The organism is Clostridium sp. LIBA-8553 (genome assembly GCF_057782465.1).
On sequence record NZ_CM173489.1, the window covers coordinates 650,933 to 669,135 of the forward strand.

An 18,203-nucleotide genomic window follows, 5' to 3' on the forward strand; every position below is an offset into this window, starting at 1 on the left:
GGGAGAATATTAATGAAGCATAGATGGAAGAAGTATTTTAAAATAAATAGTAACGATACAATTCTACTAGGAAGAACATTTTTAAAGTGGCTATTAATAGGAAGTTTAATAGGTATTTTTATAGGTAGCGTAATAGCAGCATTTTTGAAATCTTTAGAATGGGCAACAGACTATAGAGTGAATCATGGTTGGGTTCTATTCTTATTACCATTTGGAGGAGCATTAGTAAGTTTTTTATATTATAAATTTGGAAGAAACTCAGTAAAAGGTAATAATTTAATTATTGAAAATATAAATGAATATTGTGGAGATATACCACTTCGTATGGTTCCCTTAGTTTTCTTTGGAACAGTTGTAACGCACTTTTTTGGTGGGTCAGCTGGTAGAGAGGGTACTGGAGTTCAAATTGGAGCAAGTATAGCGGAGGCTATAGGAAAGTTATTAAAGTTAAATAAAGAAGATTCTAAGATAATGCTTATGGCTGGTGTCAGTGGGGGCTTTTCAGCCATATTTGGAACACCTCTTGCTGGAACAATATTTGGGTTAGAGGTATCTGTTTTAGGTAAGATGAGTTACGAAGCTTTAATACCAAGCTTCTTTGCTAGTATTGTCGGAAATGAAGTGGTTAAAAGACTTGGTGTGCATCATTCTCATTATGAAGTTTTTGGAGTGCCTGAACTTTCTGCACTAGTTTTATTAAAAATAATAATTGCTTCTATTTGCTTTGGACTAGCAAGTAAGTTATTTAGTCAATTAACTCATAAATTAAAAGAAGTATTTTCTAATAAATTTAAGAATACAGCATTAAAAAGTTTTGTAGGTGGATGTATAGTAATATCATTAGTATATTTAGTTGGTAGTAGAAAATATTTAGGGCTAAGTCTTCCTTTATTATCAGATGCTTTTAAAGAGCATGTAGCTCCTTTAGATTTTTTAGGTAAATTAATATTTACATCTGTAACCTTAGGTTCTGGATATCAAGGGGGAGAAGTTACACCTTTGTTTGTTATTGGTTCAACTTTAGGAAATGCATTATCAGGAATATTAAATTTATCTCCATCATTCTTAGCAGCGTTAGGATTAGTTGGAGTTTTTGCAGGAGCTACCAATACACCAATAGCATCATTTATATTAGGATTAGAGATGTTTGGGTCAGCTGGAGCACCATACTTATTTATGGCTTGCGCAATAAGTTATATTTTTTCAGGGCATACGGGTATATATAATTCTCAGAAAATAGGTGTTAGTAAAAGTGATTTAATAGTCTTTCCTAAAAATTCAACACTTTCTTCATATAATAAGAAGGAAGTTATGAAATAAATAATCAGAAGTACAATATAATAGCTTGATAAGTGAAAATACATAAGGTAACCTTTGATAAGTTTTAAAAGGTAAAAGTTAATAAATAGTAAATTAATTTGCAAAAAATACACTTTTTAAACTGTAAAAGAATCAAAATTCTTTTTGTTTCAAAGAAATTGTAATTTTGGAATTAAATTTATAAATTATCAATGAAAAAGTTGTTGGAAGTTCAAATTATGATTTTTGATTTTGAGTTTATTAACTGCCTATAATACATTTAGAAAGTAAATTGAGAGGTGATTTTTATGGACATAAATTTAGATGCATTAGTAGAAGAAAATAGAAAGTATACAAAAGATGGACATGTAGCTACATATATTCCAGCACTTGCAAAAGTAGATCCTAATCAATTAGGAGTTTGTATTTATGATTTGAAAGATAATAAGGAATATTCAGCAGGAGAATGTGATGTTAGATTTGCAATTGAAAGTATATCAAAGGTTCCTACATTAATACTTGCTATATTAGACAATGGAATAGAGAAGATATTCTCAGAAGTTGGAACAGAACCATCCGGATTTCCTTTCAACTCAATTATGAATATGCAAATAAATCATAAGAATAAACCATCAAATCCATTTATTAACGCAGGTGCTATTAAAGTAGTATCTTTACTTAAAGGAAAAAATGATGAGGAACGTTTCCAAAGAATTTTAGATTTTTATAAAAAAATTATGAATGACGATGATATTACATTAAATACTGAAATTTATTTATCTGAAAGAGAAACTGGAGATATAAATAGATCTCTTGCTTATTATATGAAGGGTAATGGAATAATGAAAGGAGATGTTCCAGATATTCTAGACTCATATTTTAAACAATGCTCAGTTTCAGTTACATCTAGAGATTTAGCAAGGTTAGGTGCTGTTTTAGCTAATGAAGGAGTTATGCCTTGGAATGGAGAAAGATTATTTTCAACAGAAACAGCAACAGTTGTTAAATCATTAATGACTACTTATGGTTTATATGATGAATCAGGAAGTTTTTCAGTTCATATTGGATTACCATCTAAAAGTGGTGTAGGAGGAGGCATTTTATCTGCTGTTCCTAATAAATGTGGTATAGGGTTGTTTAGTCCAGCTCTAGATGTACCAGGAAATAGTGTTGCTAGTTTAAAATTACTTAAACAAATAACAGATAAATTAAAATTAGATATATTTAGATGATAATTAAATACAAACAAAAGCAGAAGATTATTTATATAAATAATCAGACTCAAAGTCCTCTAAATAAATATAATTAATAAGAGAACTACATAAGATTAGAATTTAACTAATCTTATGTAGTTCTCTTATTAATTTTTTTAGAAAAAAATTAAGTAAAATGATTTATCTTTTATATCAAGCATACTTTAATAATAGAAAGTTTATTTTATGGGTTTTTAGGGAGTTTTTTATGGAGTTAACTTTAGGTATAAAAGATGTCATTTTAAGATTATTACTTGCAACTCTGGTAGGGGGTATTATAGGTTATGAAAGAGAATACCATAATAGGGCTGCTGGTTTTAGAACTCACATATTAGTTTGTATAGGAGCAACTATCGTTTCTCTTATTGAAATAAAATTGGGAGAAGAGGTCTTACAGTTAATAAGTAACAATTTTTATGCTCGGAATGTTGTCAAAGTTGATTATGCTAGATTAGGAGCACAGGTTATCTCAGGAATTGGTTTTTTAGGCGCTGGAACAATATTACAAAATAAAGGGTCGGTAAAAGGATTAACAACTGCTGCTTCTTTATGGGCCGTAGCTTGTCTTGGATTAGCTTTAGGAATGGGATATTATGAGTTGGGAATTTTAGGATCATTGTTTATATTTTTAACTTTGGCAATATTAAAGAAATTTCAATCTAGATTTATAACAAAGGCTGGAGAAAAAAGATTTGAGATAATATATGAAAAAGATTCACATGTATTAGAATTTATAGAAAGAACTTTTGCTCAAAAAGGAGTTAAAATTGTTAGTATTGAGTTTTTAAGAAAAAATAATAGTGAAAATTTAAATTATAAGAGTGCAATATATATAGTTGACTTACCTAATTATGTTGAAGTTGGAGAAATAATAAATAAATTAAGTATAAATGATGGAATTATAAAGATAAGTGAATACAGCGAATTATAATATGAGTGAAAAATATATTTTAGTTAAAGGCAGTAAAATTACTTAAGAATATAGGTTTTTTATATAGAATTAAACTTATATATTTATCTTTTTACAATATAAGACAAATATATAGAGAAAACTACCCCAAGTGTATCGGGATGAAAAATTCAAAGAAATGTTGAGAGATAATAAGTAATTTTAAAATAATTTAATAAATTGAGTGTATATATTTTAATTTAGGGTACAAGATATGATAAGATAAAACACGTCGCTGAGAGACAAATAAACAATTTGCTTCGAGAATTAAATTTGATTAAAAAAATCAAAAATAATTAAGAAAAAAGTTGTTGACAAAGTTTCAAAGTGATGTTAAACTAAGAAAGTCGCTTGAGGGCGACAAAGAAATGGTCTTTGAAAATTAAACAGAAGATATTAACATAAACCAGCAATTCTTTTATAAGTAATATGAGTATAGATTAAACTTTTAAATTGAGAGTTTGATCCTGGCTCAGGATGAACGCTGGCGGCGTGCTTAACACATGCAAGTCGAGCGATGAAGTTTCCTTCGGGAAACGGATTAGCGGCGGACGGGTGAGTAACACGTGGGTAACCTGCCTCATAGAGTGGAATAGCCTCCCGAAAGGGAGATTAATACCGCATAATGTTGAGAGGTGGCATCGTCTTTTAACCAAAGGAGCAATCCGCTATGAGATGGACCCGCGGCGCATTAGCTAGTTGGTGGGGTAACGGCCTACCAAGGCGACGATGCGTAGCCGACCTGAGAGGGTGATCGGCCACATTGGGACTGAGACACGGCCCAGACTCCTACGGGAGGCAGCAGTGGGGAATATTGCACAATGGGGGAAACCCTGATGCAGCAACGCCGCGTGAGTGATGAAGGTTTTCGGATCGTAAAGCTCTGTCTTTGGGGAAGATAATGACGGTACCCAAGGAGGAAGCCACGGCTAACTACGTGCCAGCAGCCGCGGTAATACGTAGGTGGCGAGCGTTATCCGGATTTACTGGGCGTAAAGGGAGCGTAGGCGGATGATTAAGTGGGATGTGAAATACCCGGGCTCAACTTGGGTGCTGCATTCCAAACTGGTTATCTAGAGTGCAGGAGAGGAGAGTGGAATTCCTAGTGTAGCGGTGAAATGCGTAGAGATTAGGAAGAACACCAGTGGCGAAGGCGACTCTCTGGACTGTAACTGACGCTGAGGCTCGAAAGCGTGGGGAGCAAACAGGATTAGATACCCTGGTAGTCCACGCCGTAAACGATGAATACTAGGTGTGGGGGTTCAACACCTCCGTGCCGCCGCTAACGCATTAAGTATTCCGCCTGGGGAGTACGGTCGCAAGATTAAAACTCAAAGGAATTGACGGGGACCCGCACAAGTAGCGGAGCATGTGGTTTAATTCGAAGCAACGCGAAGAACCTTACCTACACTTGACATCCCTTGCATTACTCTTAATCGAGGAAATCCCTTCGGGGACAAGGTGACAGGTGGTGCATGGTTGTCGTCAGCTCGTGTCGTGAGATGTTGGGTTAAGTCCCGCAACGAGCGCAACCCTTGTCGTTAGTTACTACCATTAAGTTGAGGACTCTAGCGAGACTGCCTGGGTTAACCAGGAGGAAGGTGGGGATGACGTCAAATCATCATGCCCCTTATGTGTAGGGCTACACACGTGCTACAATGGCTGGTACAGAGAGATGCAATACCGTGAGGTGGAGCCAAACTTTAAAACCAGTCTCAGTTCGGATTGTAGGCTGAAACTCGCCTACATGAAGCTGGAGTTACTAGTAATCGCGAATCAGAATGTCGCGGTGAATACGTTCCCGGGTCTTGTACACACCGCCCGTCACACCATGAGAGTTGGCAATACCCGAAGTCCGTGAGCTAACCGCAAGGAGGCAGCGGCCGAAGGTAGGGTCAGCGATTGGGGTGAAGTCGTAACAAGGTAGCCGTAGGAGAACCTGCGGCTGGATCACCTCCTTTCTAAGGAATACATCTTAGGATAACTAAGATGATAATGAATTCTGGATAATATCTCTGTTTAATTTTGAGAGACTATCTCTCAAAATTGTTCTTTGAAAATTGCACATAATTTAATTTATAGAAACAACAAGCCAAATTGGCAAAACCAATTTCTATTCTTTGTAAAATGAGAACTATAACTAATATAGGTCAAGCTACAAAGGGCGCATGGTGAATGCCTTGGCATCAGGAGCCGATGAAGGACGTGATAAGCTGCGATAAGCTTCGGGTAGGCGCACATAGCCTGAGATCCGAAGATCTCCGAATGAGGAAACTCACATGGGAAACCCCATGTATCATTAAGTGAATACATAGCTTAATGAAGGTAACCCAGGGAACTGAAACATCTAAGTACCTGGAGGAAGAGAAAGAAAAATCGATTTTCTTAGTAGCGGCGAGCGAAAGGGAAAGAGCCCAAACCGGAAACTTGTTTCCGGGGTTGTGGACATAACATAAAAGTGGAGGCTATTGTAACTGAAGAGAGCTGGAAAGCTCCACCGTAGAAGGTAATAGTCCTGTAAGTGAAACGAGAAGACCACGAGTTATGATCCAGAGTACCACGAGACACGTGAAACCTTGTGGGAAGCAGGGAGGACCACCTCCCAAGGCTAAATACTACCTGATGACCGATAGTGAAGCAGTACCGTGAGGGAAAGGTGAAAAGAACCCCGGGAGGGGAGTGAAATAGAACCTGAAACCGTGTGCCTACAACCGCTCAGAGCCCCTTATGAGGGTGATGAGGTGCTTTTTGTAGAACGAGCCAACGAGTTACGGTATGTAGCAAGGTTAAGTACTTAAGGTACGGAGCCGAAGGGAAACCGAGTCTGAATAGGGCGACTAGTTGCATGCCGTAGACCCGAAACCGGGTGACCTATCCATGGCCAGGTTGAAGCGAGGGTAAAACCTCGTGGAGGACCGAACCACGTTGCTGTTGAAAAAGCATGGGATGAGCTGTGGATAGCGGAGAAATTCCAATCGAACCCGGAGATAGCTGGTTCTCTCCGAAATAGCTTTAGGGCTAGCGTCGAGTATGAGTAGTGGAGGTAGAGCACTGAATGGGCTAGGGGGCATAGCGCTTACCGAACCTTATCAAACTCCGAATGCCACATACTTTGAGCTCGGCAGTCAGACTACGAATGATAAGATCCGTGGTCAAAAGGGAAACAGCCCAGATCGTCAGCTAAGGTCCCAAAGTGTAAGTTAAGTGGGAAAGGATGTGAGATTTCTAAGACAACTAGGATGTTGGCTTAGAAGCAGCCATTCATTAAAAGAGTGCGTAATAGCTCACTAGTCGAGAGATCTTGCGCCGAAAATGTAACGGGGCTAAACTTACCACCGAAGCTACGGGCTTGAACTTAGTTCAAGCGGTAGGAGAGCGTCGTAACCGGGCTGAAGTCGTACCGTAAGGAGCGGTGGACTGGTTACGAGTGAGAATGTTGGCATCAGTAGCGAGATGTGGGTGAGAATCCCACAGGCCGAAAACCTAAGGTTTCCTCAGGAAGGTTCGTCCGCTGAGGGTTAGTCGGGACCTAAGCCGAGGCCGAAAGGCGTAGGTGATGGACAACTGGTTGATATTCCAGTACCACTACCATCGTTATTATCGATGGCGTGACGCAGGAGGATAGTGTGTGCTAGCTATTGGATGCTAGTCTAAGCGTTTAGGCAGTGAAAGTAGGCAAATCCGCTTTCATAATGCTGAGGCGTGATGGGGAAGGTTCCACGGAACCGAAGTACATGATTCCACGCTGCCAAGAAAAGCGTCTAGAGAGAGAAGTAGTGCCCGTACCGCAAACCGACACAGGTAGGTGAGGAGAGAATCCTAAGGCCGGCGGAAGAATTACAGTTAAGGAACTCGGCAAATTGACCCCGTAAGTTCGCGAGAAGGGGTGCCTACGAGAGTAGGCCGCAGAGAATAGGCCCAAGCAACTGTTTAGCAAAAACACAGGTCTCTGCTAAAGCGTAAGCTGATGTATAGGGGCTGACGCCTGCCCGGTGCTGGAAGGTTAAGGGGAACACTTAGCGCAAGCGAAGGTGTGAACTTAAGCCCCAGTAAACGGCGGCCGTAACTATAACGGTCCTAAGGTAGCGAAATTCCTTGTCAGGTAAGTTCTGACCCGCACGAATGGCGTAATGACTTGGGCACTGTCTCAACTGTAAATCCGGCGAAGTTGTAGTGCGAGTGAAGATGCTCGCTACCCGCGATTGGACGGAAAGACCCCGTAGAGCTTTACTGTAGCTTAGCATTGAGTTTTGGTATTGTCTGTACAGGATAGGTGGGAGGCTAGGAAACTAGGGCGTCAGCCTTAGTGGAGCCATCCTTGGGATACCACCCTGACAGTACTGAAATTCTAACTGGCGGCCATGAATCTGGTCACAGGACATTGTTAGGTGGGCAGTTTGACTGGGGCGGTCGCCTCCTAAAAAGTAACGGAGGCGCCCAAAGGTTCCCTCAGAACGGTCGGAAATCGTTCGTAGAGTGCAAAGGCAGAAGGGAGCCTGACTGCGACACCCACAAGTGGAGCAGGGACGAAAGTCGGGCTTAGTGATCCGGTGGTACCTCGTGGGAGGGCCATCGCTCAACGGATAAAAGCTACCTCGGGGATAACAGGCTGATCTCCCCCAAGAGTCCACATCGACGGGGAGGTTTGGCACCTCGATGTCGGCTCGTCGCATCCTGGGGCTGAAGTAGGTCCCAAGGGTTGGGCTGTTCGCCCATTAAAGCGGCACGCGAGCTGGGTTCAGAACGTCGTGAGACAGTTCGGTCCCTATCCGTCGCGGGCGTAGGAAATTTGAGAGGAGCTGTCCTTAGTACGAGAGGACCGGGATGGACTGACCTCTGGTGTACCAGTTGTTCCGCCAGGAGCACAGCTGGGTAGCTAAGTCGGGAATGGATAAACGCTGAAAGCATCTAAGCGTGAAGCCAACCTCAAGATGAGATTTCCCATAGCGTAAGCTAGTAAGATCCCTTGAAGAACACAAGGTTGATAGGTCGGGGGTGTAAGCATGGTAACATGTTCAGCTGACCGATACTAATAGATCGAGGGCTTGACCAATATAGTAAATTAAATATGTGCAATTTTGAAAGAACAAAAACTTTCAAATATCTGGTGATGATGTTCTTTAGGGTAACACCAGTTCCCATTCCGAACACGACGGTTAAGCCTTTAGAAGCCGATGGTACTGCACGGGAGACTGTGTGGGAGAGTAGGTGGTCGCCAGGTTAGTTTGGCCCCTTGGTCAAGCGGTTAAGACACCACCCTTTCACGGTGGTAACAGGGGTTCGATTCCCCTAGGGGTCACCATTAACTCGATAAGCTTAGCTTATCGAGTTTTTTTGCTTTAATGAAAATTATTTGCTATATGGTAGTAGTAAAATGCTTATAGCACTTAATATTATTTTAAATATATTAAAAAGTTTTAAAAATATATAGATACATTTTTTTAGGCTTATAGCTCTAGCTTAGTCTATACATTTTACTGGTGGTTATTACTAAAATTAAAACTTTTGATAAGTTTTAAATGTTTTAAAAAGTTGAATTTTTAAAGTTATCTATGTTTATATAGATATGTTCTAACTTGTTAATAAAAGAGTTTTTATGTAGAATATAATAACAAGGAATATAAAAAATAAATATTTTTAACAGTTTATGATAAAAATTAAAAAGTCTAATAAAGATAAAGAGGTTATTATATATGAATTATAATAGTATTATTAGAAAAGCTATTTTTTTAAGAAGACCAAATAGATTTCAAGCCTATGTAGTTTTAGATGGAGAAGAGTTATTAGTTCATGTTCCTAATACAGGAAGATGTAGGGAAATATTAAAAGAAGGATGCACTGTGCTTTTAAGAAAGGGAACTACTCCAAATAGAAAAACTCCTTACGATTTGATAGCAGCATATAAAGGAGAAATTTTAATAAATATAGATTCTCAGATTCCTAATAAGGTTGTAGAAGAAGCACTTAGAAATAAGAAAATAAAAGAATTAAGCGAATTTAATAATATAAGTAGAGAGAAAACTTTTGGAAAATCTAGATTTGATTTCAAATTACAAGATGAAAATGAAAATACATATTTTTTAGAAGTTAAAGGTGTAACTTTAGAAGAAAATGGGGAAACTAGATTTCCAGATGCACCAACTGAAAGAGGAAGAAAACATATATTAGAGTTAATTGAAGTAAAAAAATTAGGTATGGGAGCAGGAATAATTTTTTTAATTCAAATAGAAAATGTTTTTAAGTTTTCTCCTAATGATGATACTGACCCAAAATTTGGAGAGGCCCTTAGATTAGCGAAGGCTAAAGGGGTAGATATATTTGCTTATAATTGTAAAGTTACAGAAGAAGAAATAGAGTTACTTAATCCAATTGAAATAATATTATAAATTATAGGGAAGATAGCTTATTTTAATTATTCTAAATAGATAATAGTAGAATTTATAAGATATAGATTAAAAATGTAATAAAGAATATAAATGAGTATTTGAGAATATGAAAGGTGGTGAACTTTAGTTAGCTTAATTTTATATATTACTATTTTGATATTAAATCATGAAAATTAATAAATTTTATATTGTAATATATTAAACTAGCGTCACTAAAGATATTAATTATGAAGTTTAAATATTGTCCATTATGTGGTGAAAAATTAGAACTTAAGGATAGTTGGGATGAGGGAATGATACCTTATTGTAATAAACATGACATGATGTTTTTTGATTTGCCTAAACCATGTATTGTTGTTGCTGTGATAAAAGGTGATGAAATAATTTTATTAAAACAAAGTTATATATATAAAAACTCCAAAGTGCTAATATCTGGTTATGTTGGAGTAGATGAATGTGCTGAGGAAACTGTTTATAGAGAAGTAAAAGAAGAAACAGGTATATTAGTAAAGGATATAAAATATTTAGGTAGTGACTTTGTAAATGGCAAAGAATTACTTATGTTAACTTACCTAGCATATTATGAATCTGGTGAAATAAAAAAATCTAATGAAGTGGAAGGAGCGGCTTGGTACAACATAGAGGATGCTCTTTGCGAGTTAAATGAAGATGGAATTGGAAAAAGAGTAGTAAGAAAAGTTTTAAAAGAAATTGGCTATGAAGGTACTATGGCTTTTAGATGTGAAGGAAATGATTGTAATGTATAAGAATTTTTATTAATAAGATTTATTTAGAGTATTGCATTAATTAGAATTTTTTAGTAACATTATAAACAATTATTAAATATAATAAAAATATAAATAAATTAATAATAGGGCCAAAGTAGAGGTGCTGTAATTAAGAGTAGTCATAAGTAGCTGACGAGTGATGAGATATGATGAAAGGGGTTATGGCCGAAGGAGAGTTGATGGTAATTAAATTTCCTGGGTATATGTAAAATATGCATATAACTGTCACTTTGAAAAAAGTGGAGTGCTACAAGGTACGCTAAGTTGCGCTTAAGGCAGCAAAGGTGTTCCTTTGCTGTTTTATTTATTGGAATTAAATGCTAAAATTTCGGTAGCTTTGCATACTTTTATACTCTACCACTAAAAAATTAATTGTGTGGAGGGAAAAGATATGAAATTATTTGGATCAATGAAAGTAGAAGAAAATGAATTGTATGTGGGAGGAATAAAAGCAAGTACTTTAAGTAAAGAGTATGGAACTCCTTTATATGTAGTTGATGAAGAGTTAGTTAGAAGCAATTGTAGAAGATACTATAATGCTATGAAATGCGAAGAAAGAGGAAACAGAGTTACCTATGCGGGTAAGGCATTTATAAACATGTCAATGTGCAATTTAGTTAATGAGGAGAATTTATATTTAGATGTAGTTTCAGGTGGAGAACTTTATACAGCATATAAAGCTGGGTTTCCATTAGAAAGAATATATTTTCATGGAAATAACAAATCCGATTATGAAATAGATTTAGGGGTTAGATTAGGAATAGGAAGGTTTGTAGTAGATAATTTGCATGAACTAGAAGTTTTAAATTCAATAGCTCAAGAATATGGAAGAGTCCAAAAGGTGTATTTAAGAATAACTCCAGGGGTAGAAGCTCATACTCATGAATATATAAAAACAGGACAGTTAGACTCAAAATTTGGATTCCCTGTGATTGGTGATACTGTATATGATGTGGTTAAAAGAGCTATAGAATTAGAGTATATAGAATTAAGTGGATTACATTGTCATATAGGATCACAAATATTTGACTTAGAACCTTTTGAAGATACAACAGAAATAATGCTAAATCTTATAAATGATATAAAAAATAAAATAGGATATGAAATAAAAGAACTAGATTTAGGCGGAGGATTTGGTATATATTATACTGAAGGAGATAAGCCTAAAGAAATAGAAGAGTATTGTTCAGTTATAATAAATAAGGCTGAGAAAGTTTGTAAAAATTTAAAAATGAATATTCCTATATTAAGTATAGAACCAGGAAGAAGTATTGTAGGAAACGCTGGAGTAACCCTATATACTGTTGGAGCTATAAAAGAAGTTCCTAATATAAGAAAATATGTTAGTGTAGATGGTGGAATGAGTGATAATATAAGACCAGCATTATATAGTGCAAATTATGAGTCATTAATAGCTAATAGAGTTTATGATAACTCTAAAGAAGTAGTAACTATAGCAGGAAAATGCTGTGAATCAGGAGATGTACTTTTAAATTCTATAGAAATGCCAAAAATGGAAACTGGAGATATATTAGCAATAATGTCTACTGGAGCTTACGGTCATTCAATGGCTAATAACTATAATAGAATACCTAAAGCTGCTGTAGTTAGTGTAAATAATGGAAATTCAAGATTGATATGTAAAAGAGAAACTTATGAAGACCTACTTAGAAACGAATGTTTTTAATTTATAATATAAGGTTGCATGGTAAAAACTATGCAACTTTTTTTATTAAAAGTATTTAGAATACTTCATTAAAGTATATAATAAAAGATGAAGTAGTAAATAAAATAATAAACCTAAATTAAATTAGAATTCATATATGCTTATATCAAATTTTTAGTTAAAATTGAATGAAAAATATTCAATAAAAAAAGACACAAAAAAGACACAATAGGTTGATAAACTTATAGTAAAATATTTTTTAAACTTGAGGGAAAAACTATGAATTAAAGTTTACAAAGTTATGGTAATTTATGATATACTTATATTTGATGCTTTAAAATTTTGAAAAGTAAAAAATTCTAAAATTGATGAGGAGTACTTTAAAATAAATTTTTAATATTTCTTATATTAATATTCGGAGCAAGGAGTATAAAATGAAAGAATTAATAGTTGATAGAATAGAAGGGCATTTTATTGTATGTGAAGATGAAAATGAAAAGATTTTAGAATTAAATAAGGACGATGTAATAGGTGATGTAAAAGAGGGGGATGTTTTAGTAAAAGGTAAGGATGGAAAGTTTTTTTCCGATAAAGCGCTTACAATGAAAAGAAAAAAAGAAATAGAAGACTTAATGAAAGGTATGTGGGAATAGGAATGAGTACTAGTAATTCAAAGAAGACATCATTCTTTTTAGATTGGATTGTACCAATCTTAGCAGCTTTAATTTTAGCTTTTTTGATTCATAAATTTTTATTGTTTAAAATAAAAGTTCCGACAGGATCAATGATGCCGACAGTAGAGATTGGAGACCAATTATTTGTTACCAGAATATACAACACTAATAATATTAAAAGAGGAGATATAGTTGTATTTAATTCAGATGAGTTTAATGAACCACTTCTTAAGCGTGTTATAGGATTACCAGGTGAACATGTTGAAATAAAAAGTGATGGTTCAGTTTATGTAAATGGAAATAAACTTGAAGAAGATTACGTTAAATATCCAGGTGGAAAAACTGATATGTCTTTTGATGTACCTGCAGGGAAATTTTTAGTGTTAGGTGATAATAGAAATAATAGTGATGATGCTAGATATTGGAGTAATCCATATGTAGATGGAAAAGATATAGAAGCAAAAGCCCAGATAACAGTATATCCTTTTAACAGAATAGGATTTGTAAAATAAACGTTAGAAAAGGAGGAATGAGAGATGTTTAAAGATAAAAAAATGCTTAAATATATTCTCATATACGGTATTATAGCATTTGGTATAGTACTAACCTTTAATATGGTTAAAGATGAAATGCTATATGAAAAAGTAGATTATAGTACTTTTATGCAAATGGTAGATAAGAAAGAAGTTAAATCAGTAAATTTTTCAGGAAATCAAATTGAAATAACACCTTCAGATAACAGTGAATTAAAAGGAAAAATATTATATACAACTAACCCAGCGGTAGTTGGTATTACACAACCAAATTTAATAAAAGACTTAACTGCAGCAGGTGTAGGGTTTAATGTTACTAAACCTGAAAATTATCAATTTTTAGGGTTCTTAGTATCATGGATATTCCCATTATTACTTATATTTGTTTTTGGAAGAATGATGTTCTCTAAAATGAATAATAAAATGGGTGGCGGAGTAATGTCATTTGGAAAAAATAATGCTAAACTTTATGCTGAAAATGAAACAGGAATAACATTTAAAGATGTTGCTGGTCAAGAGGAAGCTAAAGAATCATTAGTAGAGATAGTAGATTTCTTACATGATACTAGTAAGTATGTTGCAATTGGAGCTAAACTTCCAAAAGGGGCATTGTTAGTAGGGCCTCCAGGAACAGGTAAAACTTTACTTGCTAAAGCTGTTGCAGGAGAAGCAAAAGTACCATTTTTCTCAATGTCAGGTTCTGATTTTGTAGAAATGTTTGTTGGTATGGGTGCAGCAAGAGTAAGAGACTTATTTAAGCAAGCTGAAGAAAAAGCTCCTTGTATAGTATTTATAGATGAAATTGATGCTATTGGTAAAAGCAGAGAAGGTTCTATTCAGGGTAATGATGAAAGAGAACAAACTCTTAACCAATTATTAACTGAAATGGATGGTTTCGATTCTTCTAAAGGGGTTGTTATATTAGCAGCTACTAACAGACCAGAGGTTTTAGATAAAGCTTTATTAAGACCAGGTAGATTTGATAGAAGAATAATTGTTGATAGACCAGATTTAATAGGTAGAGAAGAAATATTAAAGGTTCATTCTAGAGATGTTAAATTAGCAGATGATGTATCATTAGAAGAAGTTGCTAAAGCTACTCCAGGTGCTGTTGGAGCAGACCTAGCTAATATAGTTAATGAAGCTGCATTAAGAGCTGTAAAGCATGGTAGAAGATTGGTAATTCAAGAAGACTTAGATGAAGCTGTTGAGGTTATAATAGCTGGTCAAGAGAAAAAAGATAGAATACTTTCACCAAAGGAAAAGAAAATTGTTGCATACCATGAAGTTGGGCATGCATTAGTTGCGGCTTTATTAAATCATACAGATCCAGTTCATAAGATAACTATAGTTCCAAGAACAATGGGAGCTTTAGGATATACAATGCAACTTCCAGAGGAAGAAAAATACTTAGTTTCTAAGGATGAAATGATAGACCAAATATCAGTTATGCTAGGTGGTAGAGCTGCTGAAGAAGTAGTATTTAATACAATAACTACTGGAGCTTCAAATGATATAGAAAGAGCTACTCAATCAGCTAGAAATATGATAACTATATATGGTATGAGTGAAAGATTTGATATGATGGCTTTAGAAGCTATGAGCAGCAGATACTTAGATGGTAGACCAGTTAGAAATTGTTCAGAAACTACGGCTGCCGTAGCTGATGAAGAAGTTTTATCAGTAATTAAAAAGGCTCATAAAAAATCAATTAAGCTTTTAATTGAAAATAGAGAATTATTAGATGAAATAACTAGCGTTCTTTTAGACAAAGAAACTATCATGGGTGATGAATTCATGGAAATAGTTTATGGTAAGTATCCTGAAAAGAGAGAAGCTGATGAAAAGGCTAAACAGGAAATTCAAAGCTTAAGAGAACAAGCTTTAGCTAAGAGAAAAGAAAAAGAAGAAGCAATTAAAAAGGCTAAAGAAGAAGCTTTAAAATTAGAAGAAGAGGAAAGAAAACAAGCTGAGTTAAAGGCTATGATTGAAGCTCAAGAGGAAGCAGCAAGATTAGCAAGAGCTAATAATGAAAAATTAGATTTATCTAAGGAAACTCAATCTCCTAATGCTGAAGATGATAATAAAGATGATAACTCTACAAATAAAGTTGATGATGAATAAAGCTTAAATAATATTTAGAGAAAAAAGTTTTAAAATTTGGCTGTGTTTTAAACTTGTGTTGATTTTGGATAGACCGTAAGTTAGGTGAGAGGAAGGGTTAAAATTAACATCTACTTAAACAAAGTTTGATTTTATATGATAATAAAATGTGCATGAAGTTAAAAATACTTCATGCACTTTTTAACTTTTCATTTATACTTTTGTTTAAAGGAAATCTTAATGCTATAATTGGTTATAATGTAATAGAGAAAGTAGGAAAGGAAGATTCTAATGACTGATAAAAAAGATATAGAATTTTTAGTTGAAGAGAAAAAATTAGAGGACGTTTCCAATATATTAAATGAGGAAATGCTTTCATATATAAATAAAAGAAAATTTGTAACACAATACATATTAGATTATAGAAAGAATGCAGTTGATGAATATAAGGACGATGAAGATAAATTAATAGAATACTTTGATCATGAGAGATATGTAAAGGAACAGGCATTCACTACAATAGATAGAAGGTTAAAGGAATTAACAATATTAAAAAATTCTCCGTATTTTGGAAGAGTTACATTTAATGATTTAGAGTTTGATCAGAAAGATACCTTATATGTTGGTAGATTTGGAGTAACTCCAGAAGGTAGTTATGAACCGGTTATTGTTGACTGGAGAGCACCTGTTGCATCACTTTTCTATCATGGAAGCTTAGGAGAGGCTACGTATAATTCGCCAGATGGACCTATAAAATGTGATATAGAAGGAAGAAGACAGATTATAGTTAAAAAAGGAGAATTAAAGGGTGTATTTGACTCTGCCATAGACGTAAAAGATGATATATTACAAATGGTTTTAAGCAACAATAGTTCTGATAAGCTTAAAGATGTAATAATGACAATACAAAAAGAACAAGATGAAATAATAAGAAAAGATAGAACATCTAATATAATTGTAAATGGGGTAGCAGGTAGTGGTAAAACAACAATTGCCCTTCATAGAGTTGCATATCTTTTATACAACTATAGAAAAGAATTAGAAGATAAGGTTCTTATTTTAGGACCAAATAGTATATTCATGGAATACATTTCACAAGTATTACCTAGTCTTGGTGAAGTTGGAGTTAACCAAGAAACTTTTGCTAGTTTTGCTTTAAAAGAAATGGATGATGAATTATATATAATGAGTTTTGATAAGTATTTAGAGAAAATACTTTCAAATGACAAAGAGTTTATAGAAGATGCAGCATATAAGAATTCATATGAAATAATTAAAGATTTAGATAATCTAGTTAAAGATATGGATAAGAGCTACTTTAATGTTGAAGATGTAAAATATTTTGACGAAGTAGTTATTTCTAAAGAAGAGATAGAAGAAATGTTTACTAAACATTATGAATATATGCCTTTATTCAGAAGAAGTGACAAAATTAAGAGAATAATATTATCTAAAATAAAAGATAAGAGAGATGAAAAAGTTTGGGAACTTAATGAAGAATTAAGAAAAGAAAGAGAAAAGCTAACTGCTGAAGAACTTTTAGTTGAGGAAAATAACTTAGAATTTAGAAGAAAATTAAGAATAAGAGAGATTGTTAAAGCGGTAATGGACTCAAGAGCCCAATTAGACAGTTGGATTTCTAGAGAAAGTATTACAGATGTATATGATAGATTTAATGGCGATAAAAAAGAATATACAATAAATGACCTAGCACCAATGCTTTATTTAGCAATAAAGTTAGAAGGAAAAAAAGCTTCTAAAGAGTATAGACATGTTGTTATAGATGAGGCACAAGATTATTCACCACTTCAATTTAAAGTTGTGAGAGAGTTAACTGGAACTAAATATTTCACTATTGTCGGAGATGTCAATCAAAGGCTTGTTAAATATTTAGATGTAGCACCAATGATGGAATTAGAAAAAATATTTGATGATATAAATCCAGAAATTTATAACTTGAATAAAAGTTATAGAAGTACTTATGAAATAATGGAATATGCAAATAAATATCTTAATGAAGATAGAATAATACCACTTGTTAGACATGGTAAACCTGTAGAAGAGTTAGAATTTAATAACACTGAAGAATTTGGTGATGCAGTTATTGATTCTTTAAGAGAGTTTTCTAATGATGGATTAGAAAGTATAGCCATAATAACAAGAGATAAAGAAGAGTTAGAGAGGGTTTATAATTTAATTAGTGATAAAGTTCATTTAGTTAAGTTTGACAATGAGGATGTTCTATATAAAGGTGGAAATGTTATAATACCATCATACTTTGCAAAGGGATTAGAATTTGATGGGGTTATAATCGTTGATAGTAGAGAAAATGAAGAGAATGAGGATCTAATAAAATATATAATGAGTACTAGAGCTCTTCATGTATTAAAAGAAATAAAAATTAAATAAATTATCAAAAAGCTCTAAATAGATTACGAAAAGTATTGTGTTTCGTTACTAGTTCTATTTAGAGCTTTTTTTAAGTTATAGATATAAGAACAATAAGTTTACTTTAACATAATAATAAAATGTATAAAAACGCATAAAATATG

At 34.2% G+C, this 18,203-nt stretch carries 10 protein-coding genes, 1 tRNA gene, 3 rRNA genes and 1 riboswitch; all 14 genes read left to right on the forward strand.

Annotation, left to right across the window (positions count from 1 at the left end):
- Positions 1-12: 12 nt before the first annotated feature.
- A complete protein-coding gene (locus AC2JAQ_RS02740; protein ID WP_488457793.1) occupies positions 13-1,320 on the forward strand; it encodes a voltage-gated chloride channel family protein in 1,308 nt (435 codons plus the stop codon).
- Positions 1,321-1,607: 287 nt separating this feature from the next.
- Positions 1,608-2,531: a glutaminase A gene (gene glsA / locus AC2JAQ_RS02745; protein WP_488457794.1), complete on the forward strand. Its 924-nt coding sequence runs from the start codon at positions 1,608-1,610 to the stop codon at positions 2,529-2,531.
- Positions 2,532-2,760: 229 nt separating this feature from the next.
- Positions 2,761-3,483 (forward strand): MgtC/SapB family protein, encoded by a 723-nt coding sequence (locus AC2JAQ_RS02750; RefSeq protein ID WP_488457795.1) that lies wholly within the window; start codon positions 2,761-2,763, stop codon positions 3,481-3,483.
- A gap of 467 nt (positions 3,484-3,950) precedes the next feature.
- A 16S ribosomal RNA gene (locus AC2JAQ_RS02755) occupies positions 3,951-5,462 on the forward strand.
- Positions 5,463-5,649: 187 nt separating this feature from the next.
- Positions 5,650-8,554: ribosomal RNA gene (locus AC2JAQ_RS02760) — 23S ribosomal RNA — on the forward strand.
- A gap of 50 nt (positions 8,555-8,604) precedes the next feature.
- Positions 8,605-8,722: ribosomal RNA gene (gene rrf / locus AC2JAQ_RS02765) — 5S ribosomal RNA — on the forward strand.
- The 16S, 23S and 5S rRNA genes sit together here with 1 tRNA gene alongside, the layout of an rRNA operon.
- Positions 8,723-8,728: 6 nt before the next feature.
- A tRNA-Glu gene (locus AC2JAQ_RS02770) sits at positions 8,729-8,803 on the forward strand.
- A gap of 391 nt (positions 8,804-9,194) precedes the next feature.
- A complete protein-coding gene (gene sfsA / locus AC2JAQ_RS02775; RefSeq protein ID WP_488457796.1) occupies positions 9,195-9,887 on the forward strand; it encodes a DNA/RNA nuclease SfsA in 693 nt (230 codons plus the stop codon).
- A 227-nt stretch (positions 9,888-10,114) separates the two neighbouring features.
- A complete protein-coding gene (locus AC2JAQ_RS02780; protein WP_488457797.1) occupies positions 10,115-10,654 on the forward strand; it encodes an NAD(+) diphosphatase in 540 nt (179 codons plus the stop codon).
- Positions 10,655-10,762: 108 nt separating this feature from the next.
- Positions 10,763-10,933: riboswitch (Lysine riboswitch) on the forward strand.
- 133 nt (positions 10,934-11,066) lie between these two features.
- On the forward strand, positions 11,067-12,362 hold the full coding sequence (lysA, locus tag AC2JAQ_RS02785) for a diaminopimelate decarboxylase (RefSeq protein ID WP_488457798.1): 1,296 nt from the start codon (positions 11,067-11,069) through the stop codon (positions 12,360-12,362).
- A 413-nt stretch (positions 12,363-12,775) separates the two neighbouring features.
- A complete protein-coding gene (locus tag AC2JAQ_RS02790) occupies positions 12,776-12,994 on the forward strand; it encodes a DUF3006 domain-containing protein (RefSeq protein WP_488457799.1) in 219 nt (72 codons plus the stop codon).
- Between the two features lie 2 nt (positions 12,995-12,996).
- A complete protein-coding gene (gene lepB / locus AC2JAQ_RS02795; RefSeq protein WP_488457800.1) occupies positions 12,997-13,527 on the forward strand; it encodes a signal peptidase I in 531 nt (176 codons plus the stop codon).
- A 24-nt stretch (positions 13,528-13,551) separates the two neighbouring features.
- Positions 13,552-15,672, forward strand: coding sequence for an ATP-dependent zinc metalloprotease FtsH (ftsH, locus tag AC2JAQ_RS02800; RefSeq protein ID WP_488457801.1), 2,121 nt, complete (start codon positions 13,552-13,554; stop codon positions 15,670-15,672).
- A 270-nt stretch (positions 15,673-15,942) separates the two neighbouring features.
- Positions 15,943-18,060, forward strand: a complete 2,118-nt coding sequence (locus tag AC2JAQ_RS02805) for a HelD family protein (protein WP_488457802.1) — start codon at positions 15,943-15,945, stop codon at positions 18,058-18,060.
- Positions 18,061-18,203: the final 143 nt, after the last annotated feature.

Coding starts and splice junctions, on each gene's coding strand:
- AC2JAQ_RS02750 (WP_488457795.1), top strand. CDS start 2,761: ATGGAGTTAACTTTAGGTATAAAAGATGTCATTTTAAGATTATTACTT.
- glsA (WP_488457794.1), top strand. CDS start 1,608: ATGGACATAAATTTAGATGCATTAGTAGAAGAAAATAGAAAGTATACA.
- sfsA (WP_488457796.1), top strand. CDS start 9,195: ATGAATTATAATAGTATTATTAGAAAAGCTATTTTTTTAAGAAGACCA.
- AC2JAQ_RS02740 (WP_488457793.1), top strand. CDS start 13: ATGAAGCATAGATGGAAGAAGTATTTTAAAATAAATAGTAACGATACA.
- AC2JAQ_RS02805 (WP_488457802.1), top strand. CDS start 15,943: ATGACTGATAAAAAAGATATAGAATTTTTAGTTGAAGAGAAAAAATTA.
- lepB (WP_488457800.1), top strand. CDS start 12,997: ATGAGTACTAGTAATTCAAAGAAGACATCATTCTTTTTAGATTGGATT.
- lysA (WP_488457798.1), top strand. CDS start 11,067: ATGAAATTATTTGGATCAATGAAAGTAGAAGAAAATGAATTGTATGTG.
- AC2JAQ_RS02780 (WP_488457797.1), top strand. CDS start 10,115: ATGAAGTTTAAATATTGTCCATTATGTGGTGAAAAATTAGAACTTAAG.
- AC2JAQ_RS02790 (WP_488457799.1), top strand. CDS start 12,776: ATGAAAGAATTAATAGTTGATAGAATAGAAGGGCATTTTATTGTATGT.
- ftsH (WP_488457801.1), top strand. CDS start 13,552: ATGTTTAAAGATAAAAAAATGCTTAAATATATTCTCATATACGGTATT.